At 52.7% G+C, this 20,301-nt stretch carries 13 protein-coding genes; 6 read left to right on the forward strand and 7 right to left on the reverse strand.

The features are described from left to right. Positions 1-45: 45 nt before the first annotated feature. Together R3I13_RS24880 and R3I13_RS24885 are read right to left on the reverse strand one after the other, a co-directional pair. Complete coding sequence (locus R3I13_RS24880; RefSeq protein WP_346320702.1) at positions 46-2,223, reverse strand: peptidase domain-containing ABC transporter; 2,178 nt, start codon at positions 2,221-2,223, stop codon at positions 46-48. Positions 2,224-2,226: 3 nt separating this feature from the next. Next, positions 2,227-3,375 carry an HlyD family efflux transporter periplasmic adaptor subunit gene (locus tag R3I13_RS24885; RefSeq protein ID WP_346320703.1) on the reverse strand — a complete coding sequence of 383 codons (1,149 nt, stop codon included), beginning with the start codon at positions 3,373-3,375 and terminating at the stop codon, positions 2,227-2,229. 250 nt (positions 3,376-3,625) lie between these two features. Between R3I13_RS24885 and R3I13_RS24890 the strand changes: the two genes are divergently transcribed. From R3I13_RS24890 to R3I13_RS24900, 3 genes are read left to right on the forward strand one after another with little or no spacing between them, the layout of a single operon-like run. Further along, the gene (locus tag R3I13_RS24890) at positions 3,626-8,197 is read left to right on the forward strand and encodes a T9SS type A sorting domain-containing protein (RefSeq protein ID WP_346320704.1); all 4,572 of its coding nucleotides are present in this window, start codon (positions 3,626-3,628) and stop codon (positions 8,195-8,197) included. After that, on the forward strand, positions 8,194-8,889 hold the full coding sequence (locus tag R3I13_RS24895; protein ID WP_346320705.1) for a hypothetical protein: 696 nt from the start codon (positions 8,194-8,196) through the stop codon (positions 8,887-8,889). The genes R3I13_RS24890 and R3I13_RS24895 overlap by 4 nt, the downstream gene beginning before the upstream one ends. A 34-nt stretch (positions 8,890-8,923) precedes the next feature. Next, positions 8,924-10,792, forward strand: a complete 1,869-nt coding sequence (locus R3I13_RS24900) for a WG repeat-containing protein (RefSeq protein WP_346320706.1) — start codon at positions 8,924-8,926, stop codon at positions 10,790-10,792. A gap of 80 nt (positions 10,793-10,872) precedes the next feature. On the opposite strand, the gene rnhA is transcribed toward R3I13_RS24900, so the two are convergent. Continuing rightward, positions 10,873-11,340, reverse strand: coding sequence for a ribonuclease HI (gene rnhA / locus R3I13_RS24905; protein ID WP_346320788.1), 468 nt, complete (start codon positions 11,338-11,340; stop codon positions 10,873-10,875). A gap of 34 nt (positions 11,341-11,374) precedes the next feature. Beyond that, entirely contained in the window at positions 11,375-13,012 is a 1,638-nt protein-coding gene (locus tag R3I13_RS24910) for a carboxyl transferase domain-containing protein (RefSeq protein WP_346320707.1), read from the reverse strand. 83 nt (positions 13,013-13,095) lie between these two features. Between R3I13_RS24910 and R3I13_RS24915 the strand changes: the two genes are divergently transcribed. Both R3I13_RS24915 and R3I13_RS24920 read left to right on the forward strand, forming a co-directional pair. Further along, complete coding sequence (locus R3I13_RS24915) at positions 13,096-13,563, forward strand: DinB family protein (RefSeq protein ID WP_346320708.1); 468 nt, start codon at positions 13,096-13,098, stop codon at positions 13,561-13,563. Between the two features lie 75 nt (positions 13,564-13,638). Next, the gene (locus R3I13_RS24920; RefSeq protein ID WP_346320709.1) at positions 13,639-14,829 is read left to right on the forward strand and encodes a heparan-alpha-glucosaminide N-acetyltransferase domain-containing protein; all 1,191 of its coding nucleotides are present in this window, start codon (positions 13,639-13,641) and stop codon (positions 14,827-14,829) included. Positions 14,830-14,836: 7 nt separating this feature from the next. Here the strand turns inward: R3I13_RS24920 and R3I13_RS24925 are convergent, their stop codons facing one another. From R3I13_RS24925 to R3I13_RS24935, 3 genes are all read right to left on the reverse strand, one after another. Beyond that, positions 14,837-15,805, reverse strand: coding sequence for a helix-turn-helix domain-containing GNAT family N-acetyltransferase (locus tag R3I13_RS24925; protein WP_346320710.1), 969 nt, complete (start codon positions 15,803-15,805; stop codon positions 14,837-14,839). Between the two features lie 425 nt (positions 15,806-16,230). Then, entirely contained in the window at positions 16,231-18,144 is a 1,914-nt protein-coding gene (locus R3I13_RS24930; protein WP_346320711.1) for a M1 family metallopeptidase, read from the reverse strand. Between the two features lie 76 nt (positions 18,145-18,220). Continuing rightward, complete coding sequence (locus R3I13_RS24935; RefSeq protein ID WP_346320712.1) at positions 18,221-19,342, reverse strand: helix-turn-helix domain-containing protein; 1,122 nt, start codon at positions 19,340-19,342, stop codon at positions 18,221-18,223. 91 nt (positions 19,343-19,433) lie between these two features. Here R3I13_RS24935 and R3I13_RS24940 point away from each other — a divergent pair, with 91 nt between their 5' ends. After that, positions 19,434-20,288 (forward strand): pirin-like C-terminal cupin domain-containing protein, encoded by an 855-nt coding sequence (locus tag R3I13_RS24940; RefSeq protein ID WP_346320713.1) that lies wholly within the window; start codon positions 19,434-19,436, stop codon positions 20,286-20,288. The last annotated feature ends 13 nt before the right edge of the window (positions 20,289-20,301 follow it).

Consider the following 20,301-nt stretch of genomic DNA (forward strand, 5'->3'; position numbering starts at 1 on the left):
TTTTTGAGGTTCTTAATGATTTTGCGAGGGGTTAAATTTTCAATTTTACTCCAACACCGCCTGGTGGCTTTGCCACAGCCTGCTGTACAGCGCGTTGTTCCCCAGCAGTTCGCGGTGCGTGCCTTCTTCTGCCATCGCGCCTTCCTGCAATACCACGATTTTGTCTGCATTTACCACCGTGCTCAGCCGGTGCGCGATCACAATGATGGTCTTTCCCGCGTCGCGCAGCTGCTGCATGACGTCCTGCACGTATTGGTCGGATACGGAGTCCAGCGAAGAGGTGGCTTCGTCCAGTATCAGTATTTCCGGGTTGCGGTAAAGCGCTCTTGCGATGGCGATGCGCTGCCGCTGGCCGCCGGAGAGGTTTACACCATGCTCGCCCAGCAGCGTGTTAAATCCTTCCGGCAGTTTTTCTATGAACTGGATGATGCCCAGCTGCGCGGAGATCTGCAATACGCGCTGCATATCGGGCTCAAATTCGCCGACGGCGATATTTTCCATTACCGTGCCTGCAAAAAGATCGATCTGCTGCGGCACCACGCTCACCTGCCTGCGCAGGCTCTCATGCTCGATGTACCGGATATCCAGGCTGCCGATGTGGATGCTGCCTTCGCGGAGCGGGTATAGATTTTGGAGAAGGGCCATGAGCGTGGACTTCCCCGATCCGCTTTCGCCAACGATCGCGGTGATCTTTCCCTTCTGCAGCTTCATGTTAAAATTCCTGAACACCTCCACCCGCGTGCCATAGCGGAAACTTACGTTCTGAAATACCACGTCGCCCACCATATTCTTTTGCAGCGCCACTTTGTTCGCGCTTTCCTCCTGCTCAAGGTCCATGATCTCGAACAGGCGGTCTGCCGCAATCAGCGCATCCTGCATGCTTTTGTTGGCCCCGATAAGGCTCATGGCCGGCCCTGTGAAATACCCGATAATGGCGTAAAAGCTCAGCAGCTCGCCGGGGCTCAGCTGGCGGTCCATGACAAAATAAGACCCCGCCCAGAGCAGGATCACCACGAAAGCGCTGGTCACAAAACCGCCGGCATTGCCGATATAGAGGTTTGTGACCGATGCGGAATAGATCGTTTTAAGCAGGCGTACAAAGCGCGTTTCCGTCTTCAGGTTCGAAAATTCCTCCAGCCCGAAACGTTTGATGGTGGATACTGAATTAAGCGATTCCACCAGCTGGCTGCCCAGTTCTGCGTTATCTTCCATCAGCTTGCGCTGCATCTTTTTATTGACCTCATTGCTGATCCAGTAAATGAGCGCGTACACCGGCAGGATGGCCAGCACGATGAGCGCCAGCTTCCAGTAATAGGTGAACATCAGTCCGAAGGAGAACAGCACGATGAACACGTTCACCACCAGCCCAATGGCAACATCGTTGATGAATACACGGATTTTCACTGCATCGTTGATGCGGGAGGTGATCTCGCCCACGCGCATGGTATCGAAGAACTGTTGCGGCAGGCGCAGCAGGTGCTTGTAATAGCCGAGTATCAGCCGCGCATCTATCTGCTGGCCGGTTTTGAGGGCAAACACGCTTTTGAGCTGGCCGATGAACAGCTGCAACACAAGAATAAGCAGCATGATGATACCCAGCAGATTGAGCAGGTTTTTATTTCCTTCCACCAGTACATTGTCCACTATTTTCTGCACATAAATGGACGTGGACAAACCCAGGATGGTATAGATAACTGCGCCGAATAAGGCCTGCAGCACCACGGACCGGTGCGGCCTGAGCAGGAACCAGAAGCGCGCGAGGTGTGAAGTTTTTTCGTTGCCCGGCCGGAAATCTTCTCCCGGCAACAAGAGCACCAATACATTGGTCCAGATCTTTTTGAAGGCTTCGTGCGTGAGGGAATGATACTGCCCGTCCGACGGGTCCATGACCACCACATGCGTTTTGGTGACGCGGTAGATCACCACGAAGTGATGCAGCTGCTCCTTTACGATCACGTGGGCGATGGCTGGTTTCGGGATATTGAACAGCGCTTCGAAAGGGCCTTTCACGCCTTTTGCCTGGAAACCAAGCCTGGTAGCGGCTTCCACCACTCCCAATACATTGGTGCCTTTGCTGTCTGTAGCCGCCATCTGCCGGATGCGGGCCACGGGAAGCTGCAGGTTGTGATAAGCGGCAATGGAGGCAAGGCAGGCCGCCCCGCAATCGCTGATGTCCCGCTGACGGATGCGGGCGCTTTTCTTTAAACGGGTAACATTCGCCATTGCTTAGTTTTTTGCGGTCGTATTAGGGTTCATCCAATCGTCTGTTTTATCGTACAGCAGCTGGAAGAGGCTGCGTTGGGTGAGTATGAACCTTGCCTGGAGCGTCATCCCCTTTTTCAGCTGGCCTTTCACCCCGCTGGCCGTATGTACTTCCGTGTGGGCAAAACGGCAGCGCACTTTAAACACCGGCTGGTTGTCTACCAGTGTGAAATCATTCTCCACGTTTTCTACCACGCCGTCTACTGTGCCCCATTCGTTGTAATTGAATGCATCCACCTGGAACTTAACGGGCATGCCTGTACGCAGGTAACCAATATCTTTGGGTGAAACGAGGCATTCGGCCACCAGGTTGCTGTCTGGTGAAATGATGCCGATCATTTCTCCCACCTGGAGATAGCCGCCGCTGTATTTGCCGGTAAACTGCTGCAAAGTGCCGCTCACCGGGGCTTTGACGAGGTTCCATTCCTTTTGTTTTTCCAGCTGCACGGCGTCCGCCTGCAGGCGGTTGCTTTCCATTTTGTAGCGGCTGAGTTCCTCCTGCCAGGCGCTGCGCTGTTGCTGTACGGCGGAGCGGTACATGGCAAGGCTTTTATCGTATTCATATTGTTTGTCGCGCAGCTCTTTTTCGGCGATCACTTTGTCTGCAAACAGCTTCTTATACATTTCCAGGTCGCTTTCCAGCTTGCGGGTAGTGGCCTGCTGCTCGCTGAGCGACGATACGAAGCGGCTGTATTGCTGCTGGTACAAAGATGTTTGCAAGCCGCTGCCCGCGCCTGCCGCCAGTTTGGTGAGATCGCTGATGTAGGCGGCGCGCTGTTGCAGCTCGAAGGAGGTCTGGCTGAGCTTGGAATTGCTGATGTCTTCCTGGAGGCGCAGGATGAGCTGGCCTTTTTCGACATGCTGCCCGTCGCGCACCAGCACTTCTTCGATGGTGCCGGCGACGAGGCTGCGGAGTTCATTTTTTTCGGTAACGGGGCGTACGATGCCGGCGGATTTCACCGAAACATCCACCTTGATGAATGGGAGCGCGAGCAGGCTGAGGAGCACTGCGAGAAGAACCGTTGTATAGATCACCTGCGTCCGCACCTGTACGCGGGGAAGCCACGTCATGGCGGAATGCTCAATGACCTCTACTGGAAATAGCTGAGGCATGGGCAAATTTCAATACATGAAAAATGATGCTTAACGGTTCAAACGGGTTATACTTTGCTTAGAGACATTAGCAATTTAGTATTTATTTCCGAAATTGGTTATATTATAAGAACGATTTATCTTCAATATTAAATCTTCCCGGTACTTCTAAAATCCGGGAAGTTTTTTATAGCTTAGCATTATTCCTACGTACCCCCTTAGCAGTAATAATTCTATACCATAGCCTCCCTTATTTCAGCAAACCCCTTATATGACGAATAAAGTCTTATTTATCGCCGTACTGATACTTGCGGTATTGGGCCGTCCCTGTGCATATGCGCAATCGTCGAAAGTGGCCGATCCGTCCTTCGTTTCCCCTTTCTCTCCTTCCGGTTATGTCTATGAAGTGGAAAGGCAGCAGGATGGTAAGATACTCGTGGCCGGCAAGTTCTATTCCCCTTCGGTGAACAATGGCAACGTAACAGATCTCGTAAGGCTGGATGCCAACGGTTCCATCGATCCGTCTTTTACGCCGGCAAAATTGCAGGACGGGAATTACATCTATGCCGTAAGGGCGCTGGCCAGCGGGAAAATACTCATAGGCGGCTATTTCTCGAAATATAATGACCAACCCTGCAACAGCATCCTCCGGCTCAATGCAGACGGCAGCATCGACAACACTTTTACGCCGGGTACTGGTCTGAACCTGGCATACGAATACCTCAAAGACATTTGCCTGCTGCCCGACGGGAAGATCCTGGCCGGCGGCAAATTCACCAGCTATAACGGGCAGCCCTCCAGCATGATTACCCGCCTGAATGCGGATGGCACGCCGGACCTTACTTTTACCCGCCCCGCCGGCTACGAAGGCTCCGTGGAAACCATTGCGCTGCAGAAAGACGGTAAAATACTGATCGGTGGCAGCATCACGCCTGTTAACTTCATCAACGCCCCGGGCACTATGCTGCGCCTGGATGCCAATGGCGCCGTGGATGCAACCTTTCACCAGCCCGAAAGCAATGTATCGAGCGTTAATAAAATAGTCGTGCTGCCGGATGAAAAGATACTGGTGGGCGGCGATTTTGAACAATACGATAAACAATACTATACCTCGCTCGTCCGCCTTAACAAAAATGGTGCGGTAGACAACAGTTTCGCCGCAGGCGCGGGCTTTGAATCCGGCGTGGGCGGCATTATCACGTACCCGCTTTATACCGTGTCCGACCTGGAACTGCAGGCGGATGGAAAGATACTGGTCTCCGGCATCTTCAACACTTACAACGACACCGTTACCAACGGCATCGTGCGCCTGTACCCGGACGGCGGGCTGGAGCAGACTTTCAGGGCATGTGAAAACGATTACCAGTCTAACGGGAAGAACATACAGGGCATCCTTCTCCTGCCTGACGGCAACATCATAGCAGCCGGCAGTTTCAGCCGTTTCCTGGGCGATCCTTCGCTGAACCTGATCATGCGCCTGTATGCCGATCCTGGCCCGGTTTTGCGGCCGGAACCTGATTTCGAATATATCCTCAATGGCCGGGAGATCACGTTCAGCAATACTTCCACCGGCTCTGATTCCTATTACTGGAACTTCGGCGGGGATGGATATTCATCCGTTTCCAATCCTACCCATACTTTCAGCAGGCCAGGCAAGTATACGATCAATTTAAGGGGATATGGCTACTGCGATGCTTCCACGAATATCACTAAAGAGGTAGAGGTGGTGGATCTGCAAAGCGTGTATCCGGCGCAGGGAGGAAATGGCGGTACCGTTACAGTGCAACTAAGCGGCGCCGGCTTTACTAATAACTCCATCGTGAACCTGGTTGGACAAGGTGGTACCATAGCCGCATCAAGGGTATTGGCCAACGCGGATGGCACCCGGCTTGATGTTATATTTCCGTTGTACGATGAAGCGGCAGGCTCCTATGATGTTACTGTAGGTTCCGGCGGCAGTCTTCAAAAGCTGCCCGCAGCCTACAAGATCGTACAGGGTGGGAAGCCGGAGCCGTTCGCCGTGCTCAGCGGCAGGGACGTAATAAGAGCGGGCAGGGATGAAGTATTTACGATCACCTTCGGCAACAAAGGCGATGTGGATGCCGCGATGGTGCCACTGTTCATTGAAGGTATACCTAAAGGGGCCACCTGGCGCCTGGGTTCAGGCTTAAACGTCACTTCCACGGACCCGGAGATCCCCGTTGAAGTGGAAGCGGATGACGGCACACTGATCGTGCCCATCTTGCTGAGCAGGTTACCTGCCAACAGCAGCCGGTCCGCGGAGCTGGTCGTGAATATTCCCGCCACAGAAACATCCGTAAAGCTTTCCGTATATGCCGGAATACCCTTAGTAAAGGACGCACCGCCGCCCTCCGACCCCAACGGGAAAGCAACCGACCTTGTTCCTACAGTAGCAGACTGCATGGTGCATGTTATAACCACTGTCATAAGGGAAAAACTAAAAGACGAGCTGAAAGACCTTATGCTGTCGGTGGTGGGAAAAGAGTGTGTAACCGATGGAACCAAATTTGTATTGGATCGATATGGAGAAATATTCATGGGCAAAGAGGCCAACCTATTGGATGTGACGCTGGGAACCCTCGACGTTATGTTCAAGTGCGGGACCGCAATTGTGAACCCGGGCAAAAAAATGGCTGCCGCTATACACGTAATAAAGCGGTTGAATGAACTCTGGGGCTATGTTCAAAATATAGCCTGCGTGGAAGTGATAGGGCTCCGGATATATAAAAGCGTCAAAAATATAACGGTGGTCACTTCGCTGGACCCTAATGATAAAGCAGGGCCATCACGCGGCAAAGACAATCCTTATTTTGAAGGAAGAACACCCATGCCTTACGTGATCCACTTCGAAAACAAAAACACCGCCACGGCGGCCGCACAGGAAGTGCTAATTATCGACACGCTTGACACAAAAGTATTCGACCTGTCTACCTTCACGCTGGGTGAGATCTCTTTCGGTAAAAACACGAAGATCGTACCGCCACCGGGTGTACAGGAATTCGCGGCCACGGTAGACCTCCGGCCGGGTATCGACTTACAGGCACGGATATACGCAAAACTGGACAAAAAGACCGGCATTGTGAAATGGAAATTCACCTCTCTCGACCCATGGTCGCTGGAGCTGACGGATGAGCCGCTGCTGGGCTTCCTGCCGCCCAACGTCAGCAGTCCTGAAGGCGAAGGCGCCGTGAATTACACCATCTCGTTAAAAGAAGGGCTACCCCAATCCACCGTCATCAACAACAAAGCCGACATTTTCTTCGACGTGAATGCGCCCATCGCTACCAATGTGTTCAGCAATACGCTCGACATGATCGCACCGTCAAGCAAAGTGGCAGCGCTTCCGGCAGTTACGCCCAGCAATAGCTTCAAGGTAAAGTGGGGCGGAACGGACAACGGCGGCGGTGTTGAACAGTACAATGTTTTCTATTCCGTGAACAATGGTCCTTTCCAATTGTGGAAGCGGGATACAACGGGCACAGAAGCGGAATTTACGGGAGAGAAAGATTCTACCTACCGCTTCTACAGCATCGCGACAGACCTTGCCGGTAACCGCGAAACAGCTAAGACCACTGCGGAAACTTTCACCACCGTGACCGTGAAAGATGCACAGACCATCACGTTTGCAGACATATCCAACAAACGCTACGGTGACGCAGATTTCGCACCGGTAGCCACTTCCAGCTCCAGCCTGCCCATAACATTCACCAGCAGCAATACCAGTGTGGCCAGCATCGTAAATGGAAAGATCCACATCACAGGCGCGGGCGTCACCAATATCACGGCTTCGCAGCCGGGTAATGCCCGGTTTGGACCGGCGGCGCCGGTTACCGTAGTGCTGGTGGTGGACAAGGGACAGCAGCAGATCAGTTTCCCGGCGATCGCGCCACGCTTCCATACTGCTCCTGATTTTGAGCTGAATGCTTCCAGCAGCGCGGGCCTGCCGGTTACTTACGTGAGCAGTAACCCCACCGTTATTACGATCGTGAACGGCAAAGCGCATATCACGGGCACGGGCAAGAGCGTCATCACCGCTACACAGGCCGGGAACGCCAATTATGAAGCGGCACAACCGGCCACGCAAACTGCGGAGATACATTTCACCTTACCCGCCGCCAACTTCAAAGTATCCGTCACCAGCGAAACCTGCCGCAACAGCAACAACGGGCAGATCAGCATCACCGCTGCGAACACGGCGCTGAGCTACCAGGCGGCGCTCATCAAAGGGAACGATACCACGCAGTATCCGTTCGGCTCTCAGCTTTCCATCAAAGACCTGTCTGCCGGGGAATATAAAGTTTGCATCAGCCTGCCTGCACATCCGGGCTACAGGCAGTGTTACGACCTCAGCATCGGCGAGCCGAAAGACCTCTCCGTTTACGCAAGGGTAAGCGGCAACACCAACCAGGTGGAATTGCAATTGAGCGGCGGCGCAACTTACCATATCATGATCAACAACCGCTCGTACACGACAGACAGCAGCCGGGCATCCCTTCCGCTGGAGCAGGGCGTGAACTACCTGCAGGTAAGCACCGGACTGCCCTGCCAGGGCGTTTACGAAGAAAGGATCATACTGCAGGACGATGTGGTGGTATATCCCAATCCCGCCGGCCAATACCTGTACATCGCCACCGGCAAAATAAGCACCGGCAAAGTAAGCGTACAGTTGCTGGACATCCACGGCAGGCTTTCGCTGAAAGACGTGCTGCCCATATCCGCGGGCGCCGTGCGGCTAGACGTGCACGCGCTTCCACAGGGCATGTACATCCTGAAAATGCAGATCAATCAAACAGAAAGAACCCTGAAAATATTTAAGAAATGAGAGCGTTGACGGTTATCACTATCACGGGGATATGCATCTCGGTGAGCTGCAAAAAAAGCGGGGACAAACCTGCGCCGCAGGAGATCACCCCGGCCAAAGCCGAGCTGCTGTTCCCCTTCAAAGATGAAGTATGCGCATCCGGCCAGGTGCAATCCGCCACCACCAGCGTGATCAGCTTCGATTGGAAAGACGCGCTGCAGGCTGAAAGTTATGAGCTGTCGCTGAAGAACCTGGCAAGCAACATCGTAACTCTTCACCAATCTGCCACTTCAGACATCAAGATCACCTTGCAGCGTGGGCAGCCCTATTCCTGGACGGTAACTTCCAAAACGGGAAAGTCTTCCAAAACCGCCGTGAGCGACACCTGGAAGTTATATGTAGCCGGGGAAGGCCTGCAATCCTATGCGCCGTATCCCGCGGAAATAACGGCGCCTGCTATGGGACAGACCGTTTCTGCAACGGCCGGTAAAGTACAGCTGAAATGGCAGGGCAGCGATGCGGACAACGATATAACCGGGTACAATATTTACTTCGGGAAAACGGAGCCGCTGGCGGCTGTTAAAAGCAATCATACCGGCACTGCATACGAAGTGGAAGTAACGGCGAATACCGCCTACAGTTGGCGTATCGTTACGCTGGATGCGAAAGGAAATACGTCTGAATCCGCTACATACCGGTTCACCGTGAATTGAAACCTGGCTATTACAATACCTAAACCTTTGAAATATGAACAGATCATACAAACTACTGCTTACGCTGCTGTTGCTTTTCAGCGGAGCGACCGCATTTCCGCAAAATCTGAAAGAATATAAAGATCCGGCAGGCGTTTTCCAGGTATCCGTTCCCGGGGACTGGAAAGAACAAAAAGCCAGGGGCAGGGCGGTGTTTGCGCTTGAATCACCCAATTCAAAAGATGCGCGCATCCTGCTGGAGACCAATAAATTCTCTTCTTTGAATGCAAGTATGTCGCTGAACGAACTGGCCAATACCCAGCTGGAACATTTTAAAGAACAAGAGGCAAAAGGAGGCGACCAGCTTACGGCCCGGGAATTTATCTCCATTAACGGGAAAGAATGGTGGATGGTGGATTATACATCTGCGAACAACCGCTACAAATATTATCAGACCATTCACAACAGGGTGCGCTATTCGTTCTATTATACCAACAAAACCGCGTCATTCGATGAGTTTGACCAGTTGGCGCTTTCTGCTGTGAAAACATTTGTATTCCTTAACAAAGACCTCACTGTTTACAGGCAGAGCGAGGCTTCGCCGGATAATACCGTTGCGGCCGCTGATATTCCAAAAACACAGGGTGCATCGCAAACCCGCGCAGCTACTATATCTTTATCAAATGCCAAAGCGATCCCTGCTGTAGACCAGTTGTTTCCATTTACAGACGGTTTTGCTATCGTCAAAAAAGGAAAATCCACCGGCGTGATCAATGCCAGCGGCAAAATGGTCATAGAATTCAACCGCTATATTTTTGACGATTTCAACATAACAAACGATGCGCCTCCCATGGGATTCAGGAACGGTTCCTGCGTGGTCCGCAGCATTCAAACAGGAAAGCTGGGCCTCATCGACACCACGGGTAAATTACTGATCCCGGCGGAATACATGGTGATCCACCCTTACGACGATGAAGGCTGGGCAAGGGCTACCGGCTATAAGCGGGACTATTATTTCATCAACAGGAAAGGAGTAAAGATCCCGATCGCAAGTTGTTTTATGGCAGCTTATTCGCCTACAAATCCTAATTCCGCTCTTTTACAGGACATGTTCAGGGGTGGGGCTCAAGCGAATGAAGCGGCCTTCGGCGCCAAGATAGTGGCCGCTTTTAATGGTAATATCTCTCCCGGCTATACGAAAGATGGCAAAATGAGCTATTTCGACCGGGCGGGCAAGCAGGTCATTGCTGCAACATTCAACCACGCAGGCCCATTCAATGAAGGTCTCGCCTGGGCTTCCAGGGAAGATGAGTTTGGAGAAATAAAGTACGGGTTCATTGATACGAAAGGCAACACGGTCATTCCCTTCAAATTTACCAATCTGCCTGGCTCCTTTTACAACGGGCTTGCCTACGTGGTGCCTGCCGACCGTTCTGCCTTCCAATACGGGTTCATCAATAAAAAAGGCGAAGTGGTCATCAAGCTGAATACAGCTGCTCCCATTGTTTCAGACGGAGACGCGCCTCATTTTGAAAAAGGTTTCCTGAGGATCCTGGAAGGCTCAAAAATGCGCATTCTTGATACTACCGGTAAGCAGGTGGCTTCACTGGCAGGCGTAAATTTCAAGACAGCACCAAACACGGATTATTATAATGTCTACAATGCCGGCACCTATTTATACGACAGTGAATATGGCTTCAGCGGACGTTATATCCGGTACGTCAACGACAAACACGAGCGTTCCATCCTGGATCTTAAGCAGAATAAAGTAGTAACGACCCATCTTTCCCACATCGGTGAGTTCGATCCCCGCTCAGGGCTTGCGCTTTTCCGGGGAACGGACCAGCAAGGCATCATATGGGGTTATATAAATGGAGATGGAAATGTTGTGCTGGTCAATAAGCAGGAGAAAAGTGAATGGTAAGTTGCAGATAATTGATCAGATATAATTGAACATGCCCTTTTACCGTTCCTGGCAAAAGGGCATGTTTCATATAAATAGCATCAATTCCCGCTCTCATACCCCGCATCCACCAGCAAACCGCCGCCATCAGCGGCTGCAGTGGCCAGTTCGTCGCAGCGGTTGTTCTCCGGGTTGGTGGCATGGCCTTTCACCCAGTGGAACTGCACTTTATGCTTCCGGTAAAGCGGGATGAAACGCTGCCAGAGGTCTGCGTTCTTTTTGTCTTTGAAACCAATCCTTACCCAGTTCCAGAGCCAGCCTTTTTCCACGGCATTCACTACATACTGGCTGTCTGTATAGATCAGGATATGCAATCCTTCTTTGGTAAGCGCTTCCAGCGCTACGATCACGGCCAGCAGTTCCATGCGGTTGTTGGTCGTCATGCGGTAGCCCTGGCTCAGTTCCTTGCGCACCTTGCCCCAGATGAGCACGATGCCGTATCCTCCCCTGCCCGGGTTGCCGCGGGCGGAGCCGTCTGTATAAATGATCAAATGCTGGTTCGTCAAAATGCCCTGCTTTTTAAGGTCGCAAATTTAAGAGAATTTACACCTGTATCACCCCCGTTCTGAATATTTCTTCTACAGGCGCGTGGTTGGCAGCCTGTAAACATTCGGCGATCACGGAGCGGGTATGCGCGGGGTCTATGATCTCATCTACCCACAGGCGGGCGGCGGCGTAGTAGGGCGTGGTTTGACTGTTATACTTGTCTGTGATCTCCTTCAGCAGCGCTGCTTCAGACTCCGGCGTGATGGTCTCTCCCTTTGCCTTGAGAGACGCCACCTGTATCTGCAAAAGCGTTTTAGCGGCCTGTTCGCCGCCCATCACGGCTATTTTGGCATTGGGCCATGCGAATATGAAACGCGGGTCATAGGCTTTGCCGCACATGGCGTAGTTGCCCGCGCCGTAAGAGTTTCCAATGATCACGGTTATTTTGGGCACTACGGAATTGGCAACCGCATTCACGAGCTTCGCGCCGTCTTTGATAATGCCGGCATGCTCGCTCCTGCTGCCTACCATGAAACCGGTCACGTCCTGCAGGAAAACGAGCGGGATCTTTTTCTGGTTGCAGTTCATGATGAAACGCGCGGCCTTGTCTGCACTGTCGTTATAGATCACGCCGCCCATCTGCATTTCACCTTTTTTGCTTTTCACCATTTTGCGCTGGTTGGCCACGATGCCCACCGCCCAGCCTTCGATGCGCGCGTAACCGCAGAGGATGGTCTTACCGTAGTCTTCTTTATATTCTTCAAACACGGAACCATCCACGATATGCTGTATCACTTCGCGTACGTCGTAAGATTTGGTGCTGTCTTGCGGGATGAGGCCGTAGATGCCTTCCGCGGGCTTTTCCGGGGCAACCGGTGTGATGCGGTCGAAACCGGCCTTGGTATTGTGCCCGATGCGGGAAACGATGTGCCGGATGCGCTCCAGGCATTCTTCATCGGTCTTGAATTTATAATCAGCGATGCCGGAAATTTCGGTATGTGTAACGGCCCCGCCAAGTGTTTCCGCATCCACTTCTTCACCAATGGCAGCTTTCACGAGATATGGGCCTGCCAGGAAAATGGAGCCGTTGCCCTCCACCATCAGCACTTCGTCGCTCATGATAGGAAGATAGGCCCCGCCGGCCACGCAGCTGCCCATCACGGCGGCTATCTGGGTGATGCCCATGGCGCTCATTTTGGCGTTGTTGCGGAAGATGCGGCCGAAATGTTCTTTATCGGGAAATATCTCGTCCTGCATAGGCAGGTATACGCCCGCACTGTCTACCAGGTAGATGACGGGCAGTTTGTTTTCCATGGCTATTTCCTGCATTCGCAGGTTCTTTTTGCCGGTAAGCGGGAACCAGGCTCCGGCTTTTACGGTCATATCGTTGGCTACGATCATGCATTGACGGCCGCTTACATAACCCAGGCCGGCCACGGTGCCGCCGGCGGGGCAGCCGCCATGTTCCTGGTACATGTCGAAGGCGGTGAAGGCCCCCAGCTCCAGGAAACGGCTGTCTTTATCTATCAGCGCCTTAATTCTCTCCCTGGCAGTAAGTTTGCCGCGCTGGCGCACTTTTTCGAGGCTTTTTTTTCCTCCTCCCTGCTCAATGGCGGCAAGCCTTGTTTTTACAGTGCTCACCAGCCTGCGCATATTATCCTCATTTTTATTAAATTCCAGTTGCTGTTGCTCCATAAAGTGATGATAATTTGAACTAAATGTAAGGGAAAATGGGGGAATGGCCTGCTAATTGTACAAACATTCAAAAACGCACCCGCATGTCCACACTTGTTGTCCTTGCAGAATCCTTACAGCATCTTTATCATGGCGAACCCTGGCTGGACGTCACATTCATGGAGCATTTGCAGGATATGACCGCCGAAGAGGCGGGCCGCCGGTTCAATACCTCCCACAACACCTGGGAGCTGGTGAACCACCTGATATTCTGGCACCAGAACGTAACCCGCAAGCTGCAGGGCGAAAAACCCGAGCAGGACGGCGACCTGCCTGATTTCTATTTCCCCGAAAACCACGGCGAGAACAACTGGCAGGCCACCCTGCACCGCCTGGAACACTCCATTACCACCATGGCTGAAACTATCCGTAATTTTCCAGAGGAAAAACTCTGGACCAATGTGCCCAATACCCAGCACAACACCTATTATTATATACAGGGCATATTGCAGCATGCGGCCTATCACCTGGGGCAGATCGTAATGCTGCATAAGTATGCGGAAAATGCATAACGGCTGCTTCGCGAAAAGATAAATGGCTGATGAAGGCTGGGGGATTAATCTTATATTAGTAGGAAACTCCATGTCATGCAACCACATGCCGTCTCCCGCGAAAGGGTTTACTCCATTGATGTGCTGAGAGGTTTGGTGATGATCATTATGGCGCTGGACCATGTGCGGGATTTCTTTCACGCCCCTGCCCTTACCCAGGATCCGCTGGACCCGCAAACGAGCTGGCCCGCCCTGTACTTTACCCGCTGGATCACGCATTTCTGCGCGCCCATTTTTGTATTCCTTTCCGGCATGTCTGTACAGCTAATGAATGGGCGGAAAACCAAAGCGGAGATCAGCCGTTTCCTCTTCACCCGCGGCTTATGGCTGATACTCGTGGAAGTGACGATCGTTTCTTTCGGCATTACCTTCAACCCGTTCATGAACCTGGCCATCCTCCAGGTGATCTGGGCCATCGGCGTAAGTTTCCTGGTGCTGTCGCTGCTGGTGTTCCTGCCCTGGCAAGCGGTGCTCGGACTTGGTTTGCTCATTACCTTCAGTCATAATATCCTGAATTCCTGGGAATCGCAACCGGGCTTCAAACCAGGCGCTTTCTGGGAGTTCGCGCACTTCACGCAATACACCTTCTACCCTGTTTTCCCGGGCCACGGCGTGATCGTGTTCTATCCCTTCCTGCCATGGATCGGGATAATGCTGATGGGTTACGGTATCGGGCGGATATTCCTGCCGGATGTATCAGCCGCGAAAAGGAAACAGGTATTGATAACAGCCGGCCTGGCCATGGTGGGCATTTTCTTTGTGCTGCGGGCGGTGAACCAGTATGGCGACCCGCGCCCCTGGCAGGCGTTTCCCACGCTGCAACAAACAATATTCTCCTTCATGAACGTGGCAAAATACCCGCCGTCGCTGATGTACACCTGCTTCACCATCGGTCCGGGGTTATTGATGCTGGCGGCTTTCGAGCATGCGCGCGGCCGGTTCGCGCAGGTGTGCAGGGTGTATGGCAGCGTGCCTTTCTTTTATTACATCATCCATTTCTACACCATCCACCTGCTTTGCATGATCCTGTTCTTTATCCACGGCTATGGCGCAGAGGATATCGTGAACCCGCAGGCGCCGTTCCTGTTCAGGCCGAATAATTTCGGGTATCCGTTGGCGGTAGTGTACCTGATCTGGATCGCCATCGTGGCGTTGCTTTACAAGCCCTGTAAATGGTACGGCGAATACAAGCGCACGCACCGGCAGTGGTGGCTGAGTTATCTCTGAGCTGCATTTACATCTTCCTCTCGTATCTTTCCTCGTAAAGGTCTTGCCCCCAGACCGTTTCAGGCACTGATGCGGTTTTGACGAAGCCGTGTTTCGTATAAATGGAAGCAGCCTTGCCCTGCTGGTTGGTGGTGAGCAGGTATACTTCTTTGAACTGCTGCTGGCGGCAGAATTCCATGGCTTTATCCATGAGGGCCCTGCCGAGACCGATACCCCTGAAATCGGGCCGCAGCAGGAACCAGCGCAGTTGCGCCTTGCGGTTGGGCCGGTGGATGATCGCGATCATTCCCACCATTTCCCCGAAACAGCTGGCCAGCCATACACGGTCTTTCGCAGGATCGTAAGTTTTCATGAAATCCGTAATGGTTTCCATCACATATTGCTCGAATTCGATGTTGTAACCGTATTCTTTTTCATAGATCTCGCCGTGCAGCCGCACGATGTTGCCCAGGTCGCCGGGCCGCAGCCCGTGGCGGATCACAACATCCTCCAGCCCTGGCGCGCCGCCGGGCGCTTTCAGCAGGTATCTTACCAGCCTCATGGCGTCCCCTATTTTTGCGCGCTCTTCCGGCGCAAGGTTCTCCAGCATTTGCCTGATCTGGTTGTCAGACAGTTCGTTCATGGTCTGCATCAGCTTCTGTCCCCTGGCGGTGAGCGTCAGGTAGGCGGAGCGGCCGTCTTCCGGCAAGGGATGCTTGATCACCAGGCCCTGCTTTTCAAATTTCCGGAGAATACGGCTAAGGTAGCCAGGGTCTATCAGCAGCGCCTCGCGTATGCCGGTGGCGGTCGTTTTCCCGTTGAAATGGATCTCGTACAATACCCGCACGTCCGTAAGGGAATATTCACTGTCGAAAACATGCTGCTGCAAAAGGCCCAGCTGGATGGTATAATAGCGGTTGAACTGCCGTATACCGGCAATGAGAGCGGCTTCCTGCGACTTAGAGGATGATTGCGTCCCAACAGGTTCCTGTATCATGGTCAGGTGCTTTCCACAAAGATATTTATTTAGTTGATTTTGTCAACTAAATTATTTGACGAAATCAACTAACAGCAGGATGCGTATATCTACGCGGTATTTCACGTAAAAGCTACCTGTTCAGGCGCGGGATAATGGTGTTACTTGCATACAAATGGCGCATTTGCTGTGTTATATCGCAATTGCCCTGGTAGCGGTGGCGCTGGGGATGGTCCGGAAATCGGAGCCGCAGAAGCTGCCTTTTGACGACGCAAGCTAGTTGGTTGATAAATAAAATACCCGTTTTATTAGTAGCATTTCAGTTCCTGAGCACGAAGGCCCGGTTTTGCCCCGGGCCTTTTAATTGGACGCTCAGCCCTTTAAACTACATCTAACCTACATTCAACTACATACAAAAAGCGGGCGCACAATCCAGCTGCTGTTTTTCATCCTTCCACTTTTTTCACGGTGATATAAAAGTGATCAGTATCCACTGAAAGATCCTTTTCAACAGTGTTCTTCAGCCGGATGGTTTTCCAGTTACCCGTTGCTTCGAGGAAAAGCGGGCGTTGGCCGGGAATATCCGTCCTCACCGGCATCCTGAAGTTGTCGATCGTGTTGGCCCATTTGTAACGAAGCACCAGGTCCGTTCCCTCCTGCCTGTAATTTAATTGCAGTTCCGGTATCCGCGTATCCAGCAGGTACTGGTCGAAAAAAGGCTGAAGATCAAGTCCGGTGCGGCGGATGATATAGCCGGTAATATCGCCCGTAGTAACGGTTTGCAGGCGGTAATCTTCCTGGATGCCGCGCAGCAGTTCAAAAAACCGGGCATCGTCGTTCATCATGGCGCGTATCATCTGCACAATGCGGCAGCCTTTGCCGTAAACGTCCCAGAGGCCGTAATGGATATGATTCACATCGCGCACGCCGATCACGGGCTCTTTATTCCCCGGTTTGTCATTCGCCAGGTGGCGGAGGGCTTCGGCTTCACCTTTGTAAAGGCGTATGCCCAGCATTTCGGTGTAAGTGGCGAAACCTTCGTGCAGCCAGAAATCCGCCACGTCTTTGATGCTGACATTGTTCCCCCACCATTCGTGCGCGGTTTCATGCCACATCAGCCGCCGCAGGCCGTCGTGCCCGCCGCCCAGGCCGCCCAGGGCCACGATGCTCTGGTGCTCCATGGGGTAAGGTGTTTCTATCAGCCTGAAACCATCGCGACTGAAAGGGTAAGGCCCGAAATGCTCCTGAATGAAACGCAGCATGGGCTTCACTTCTCTGAACAGCTTCATGGCCGAATCGCGGTGATGGGCCAGGTAATAATAATCGAGCGCGAGGCTGCCGAGGGTATCGGCCATATGCCGGTAATCGCCGATGTTGACGGTCACGTTGTAGTTATTGATGGGATAGGTCACCAGCCATTCGGTCAGGTTTCGTTTATCCGGCAGGGTTATACTACGCTGAAGCCGCCCGTTGGAAATGTTCTGCAATCCTTCCGGCACGGTAACGGTCATGCGCATGCTGTCCGGCTCATCAGAAAGATGGTCCTTATTCGGCCACCACAGGCTGGCGCCGGATCCCTGGCAAACTACCTGGATGAATGGCTTCCGGTTATCATCCAGCCGCCAGAGAAAGCCGCCATGCATGGAGGCGTTCAGGTCGGGTTCCTGGGGACGGCCGTGGTAGAACACTTCAAAAGCTCCTTTTTCTCCCTTCCTGAAAGTTCCCGGGAAATCCACGAACACAGCGTTGAACTCGCGTGTATAAGGCAGCGGGCGGCCTTTGTAAATGATGCTGTCTATGGCCATCTGCGCGTACAGGTCGATTTGCAGCCGGCTGAAGGGGGCAACCGTGTTGAAGCGGATGAGCGTGCTGCCGCTGAGCTGGCGCTTTTCCGGATTTATGTCCACGGTGAGATGGTAAAAACTCACATCATAACAACTCCTGGCCGGGCTGAGCATTCCCCTGAGCGTATCTGCGCGGGTAAACCCGTTTTTCCGGTTAGACAGCCGGCCGGCCTCCGGCATATCCAGCGTTTCGCGGAGCTTATAACATTGCACCCGTCCTCCCCCCTGTTCCACCAGCATCCCGGTGGTACGGCCTTTATCATCCACCTGGAAATCCAGCGTGACCACCGGCTTCAGGTTGGCCACCTCGAATTTGTTGCCGGAGACCGGGATGATGGGTGTGCGGTTGGAAACACCCTGGTGCAGCCACAGTTTCCCGCTGTCTGATTTGACCATAAACAGCCGCGTAATATCCAGGTTGAACTGGTAGATGCCTTCGAAATTGGCAGCGGTTTGAGAACGGGCCTGCAAAAAAGTGCCCAGGAAAAATAAAATGGCGGTGATTCTGGATAACATATTCGTTGGTTTGCTTTCGCCTGCAACCAACAAAAAAGTGCCCCGCCAGCCTATTCAAATCCGGATTTGAGCAGTCTCAGGGCTGTTTTTGCATAGAACTCGCCTGCATGAACTCCCTTGGGGTCTGCCCCGTGGCCGCCTTAAAAGCGCGCTGGAAAGTGGGCTGGGAATTGAAGCCGCATTCGAAGGCCATACCGGTAAGGGTAAGATGAGCGTTACCGGGGTCCATCATCATTTCTTTCACCGCTTCCACCCGCCAGCCGTTCACATATTCATTAAAGCCCTTGCCCACCCGCTGGTTGAGCACGGCGGATAAGGTCTTGGGGCTCACACCAATATGCTCTGACATACTTTGAATGGAAATATCCGGCTGCAGGTAAAGCCGTTCCTCTGCCATGGCCCGCTGAAGGGCGGACACGCAACGCTCCACTTCCTCCTCCGTCAGGTTATCGAAATAGGATTGCGTTTTTTTCTGCTGCGCCACGTAAATGATCTTTGTGCGGTGGTAGCCCATGAACCCGATCCAGTAAATAAAGGCCACGAGGAAAACCTCTATCACATAATACTGTCCGCCGCCCCATACATTGAATATATGGGAATAGAGAATGGTGCCCAGCCACAGCGTATTAAAAAAGCCCATCACGCCCAGCAGCATCCTCAGCCAGCGCAACTCCTCCGGTATCAGCAGGTTCTCTTTGCGCTGCCGGCGAAACTCCAGCAGCGCGAATACGTAATATATGCAGGAATGCAGCACACTGGCGGGCTCGGCAATTGTGGCATAATAGTTATCCAGCAAGCCGGGCGGGAAAAGAAAAAAGTGGTTGGGCGTGAACTTCCACACAAAATAGCCGATCACCAGCAAAAAACGGTTAGTGAAAGGGACCAGCATTAGCAGGAAGTGCCGCCACGGCTTCTTCACCGGCGGCTCTCTCCTGAAAGAACGTACATACAAATAAATGCAGGGGCCAATGCCGAACACCAGCACAAAAGGGAACAAATCGAAGATAAAAAGGTACTTCCCCAGCTCAGAGCTCCAGTTAAGTGTTTCAAATCCATTGTAACTGAGGATGAGGATGAAAAAGGCAAGCATCCTGTTCTGGAACCTGTTCTCGGACTTTGCAAACAACAGGTAAATGCCGAAGCACAAGGCTTGTAGCGCTCCCAGCAATACCAATAATGAAAAAACATCCAGTTTCATACCGCTATTATGTCACGGCCTTAAAGATATTTTATTTTTTTTATGGAGGGCCAATAGATTAAATTTGTTAACTCACTGAAAATAAACAGGTATGAACAAGTCGATCGCGCATGTGCTCACCGGCCGTGCCAAACAGATCACCCCCGAGGAAACCGTGATACAACCCTTGCCCCATAAGGATTTCAGATTTGCCAATCCATTTATCGTTATACATCACATGGGCCCGGAAACCATTCCCGCCGGTTCCGAAATGCGCATTCATCCCCACCCCCACCGCGGCTTTTCACCCGTTTCGTTTATGATCGAAGGGGAAGGGTATCATATGGACAATGCCGGCCACCGCGGCGTTATTTCCAGCGGCGGCATCCAGTGGATGTTTGCGGGCAAAGGCCTGCTGCACAGCGAAGGCCCTACCAAAGAATTCCTTGCCAGGGGCGGCGTGCAGGAAATGATCCAGATCTGGGTGAATGTGCCCAAAGCCCATAAATGGGATGAACCGTATTACCAGAACGCGCCCGCGGAGCAATTGCCGTTTGTGCTGGAGCAGGAAGGCGTGAAACTGAAACTGGCCAGCGGCAGCTATGAAGGGAAAAGCAGTCCCATGAAGAGCTTCACGCCCATCACCGCCATCATCGGCACCATCGCCAAAGGCAAACAGGTGCAGGTGGATGCCGCGCCCGGCTACCAGGCGCTGCTGTATATCTTCCGCGGCCAGGTAACGGTAAACGGTACAGCCGCTTCCATGCACCAGCTGTATGTATTCGAAAAAGAAGAAAGCGGCATCAGCATCACGGCGGATGAGGACGCAGGTATCCTGTTCCTCTCCGGCGAACCGATCGATGAACCGGTATCCGCGAAAGATAATTTCGTGATGAACACGCCTGAAGAAGTAGACCAGGCCATAGAAGATTACAAGAACGGCGTATTCGGCACACTGGAATATTAAAACACCCCCAGCC

It is taken from the genome of Chitinophaga sp. YIM B06452 (assembly GCF_039655965.1).
Lineage (GTDB): Bacteria > Bacteroidota > Bacteroidia > Chitinophagales > Chitinophagaceae > Chitinophaga.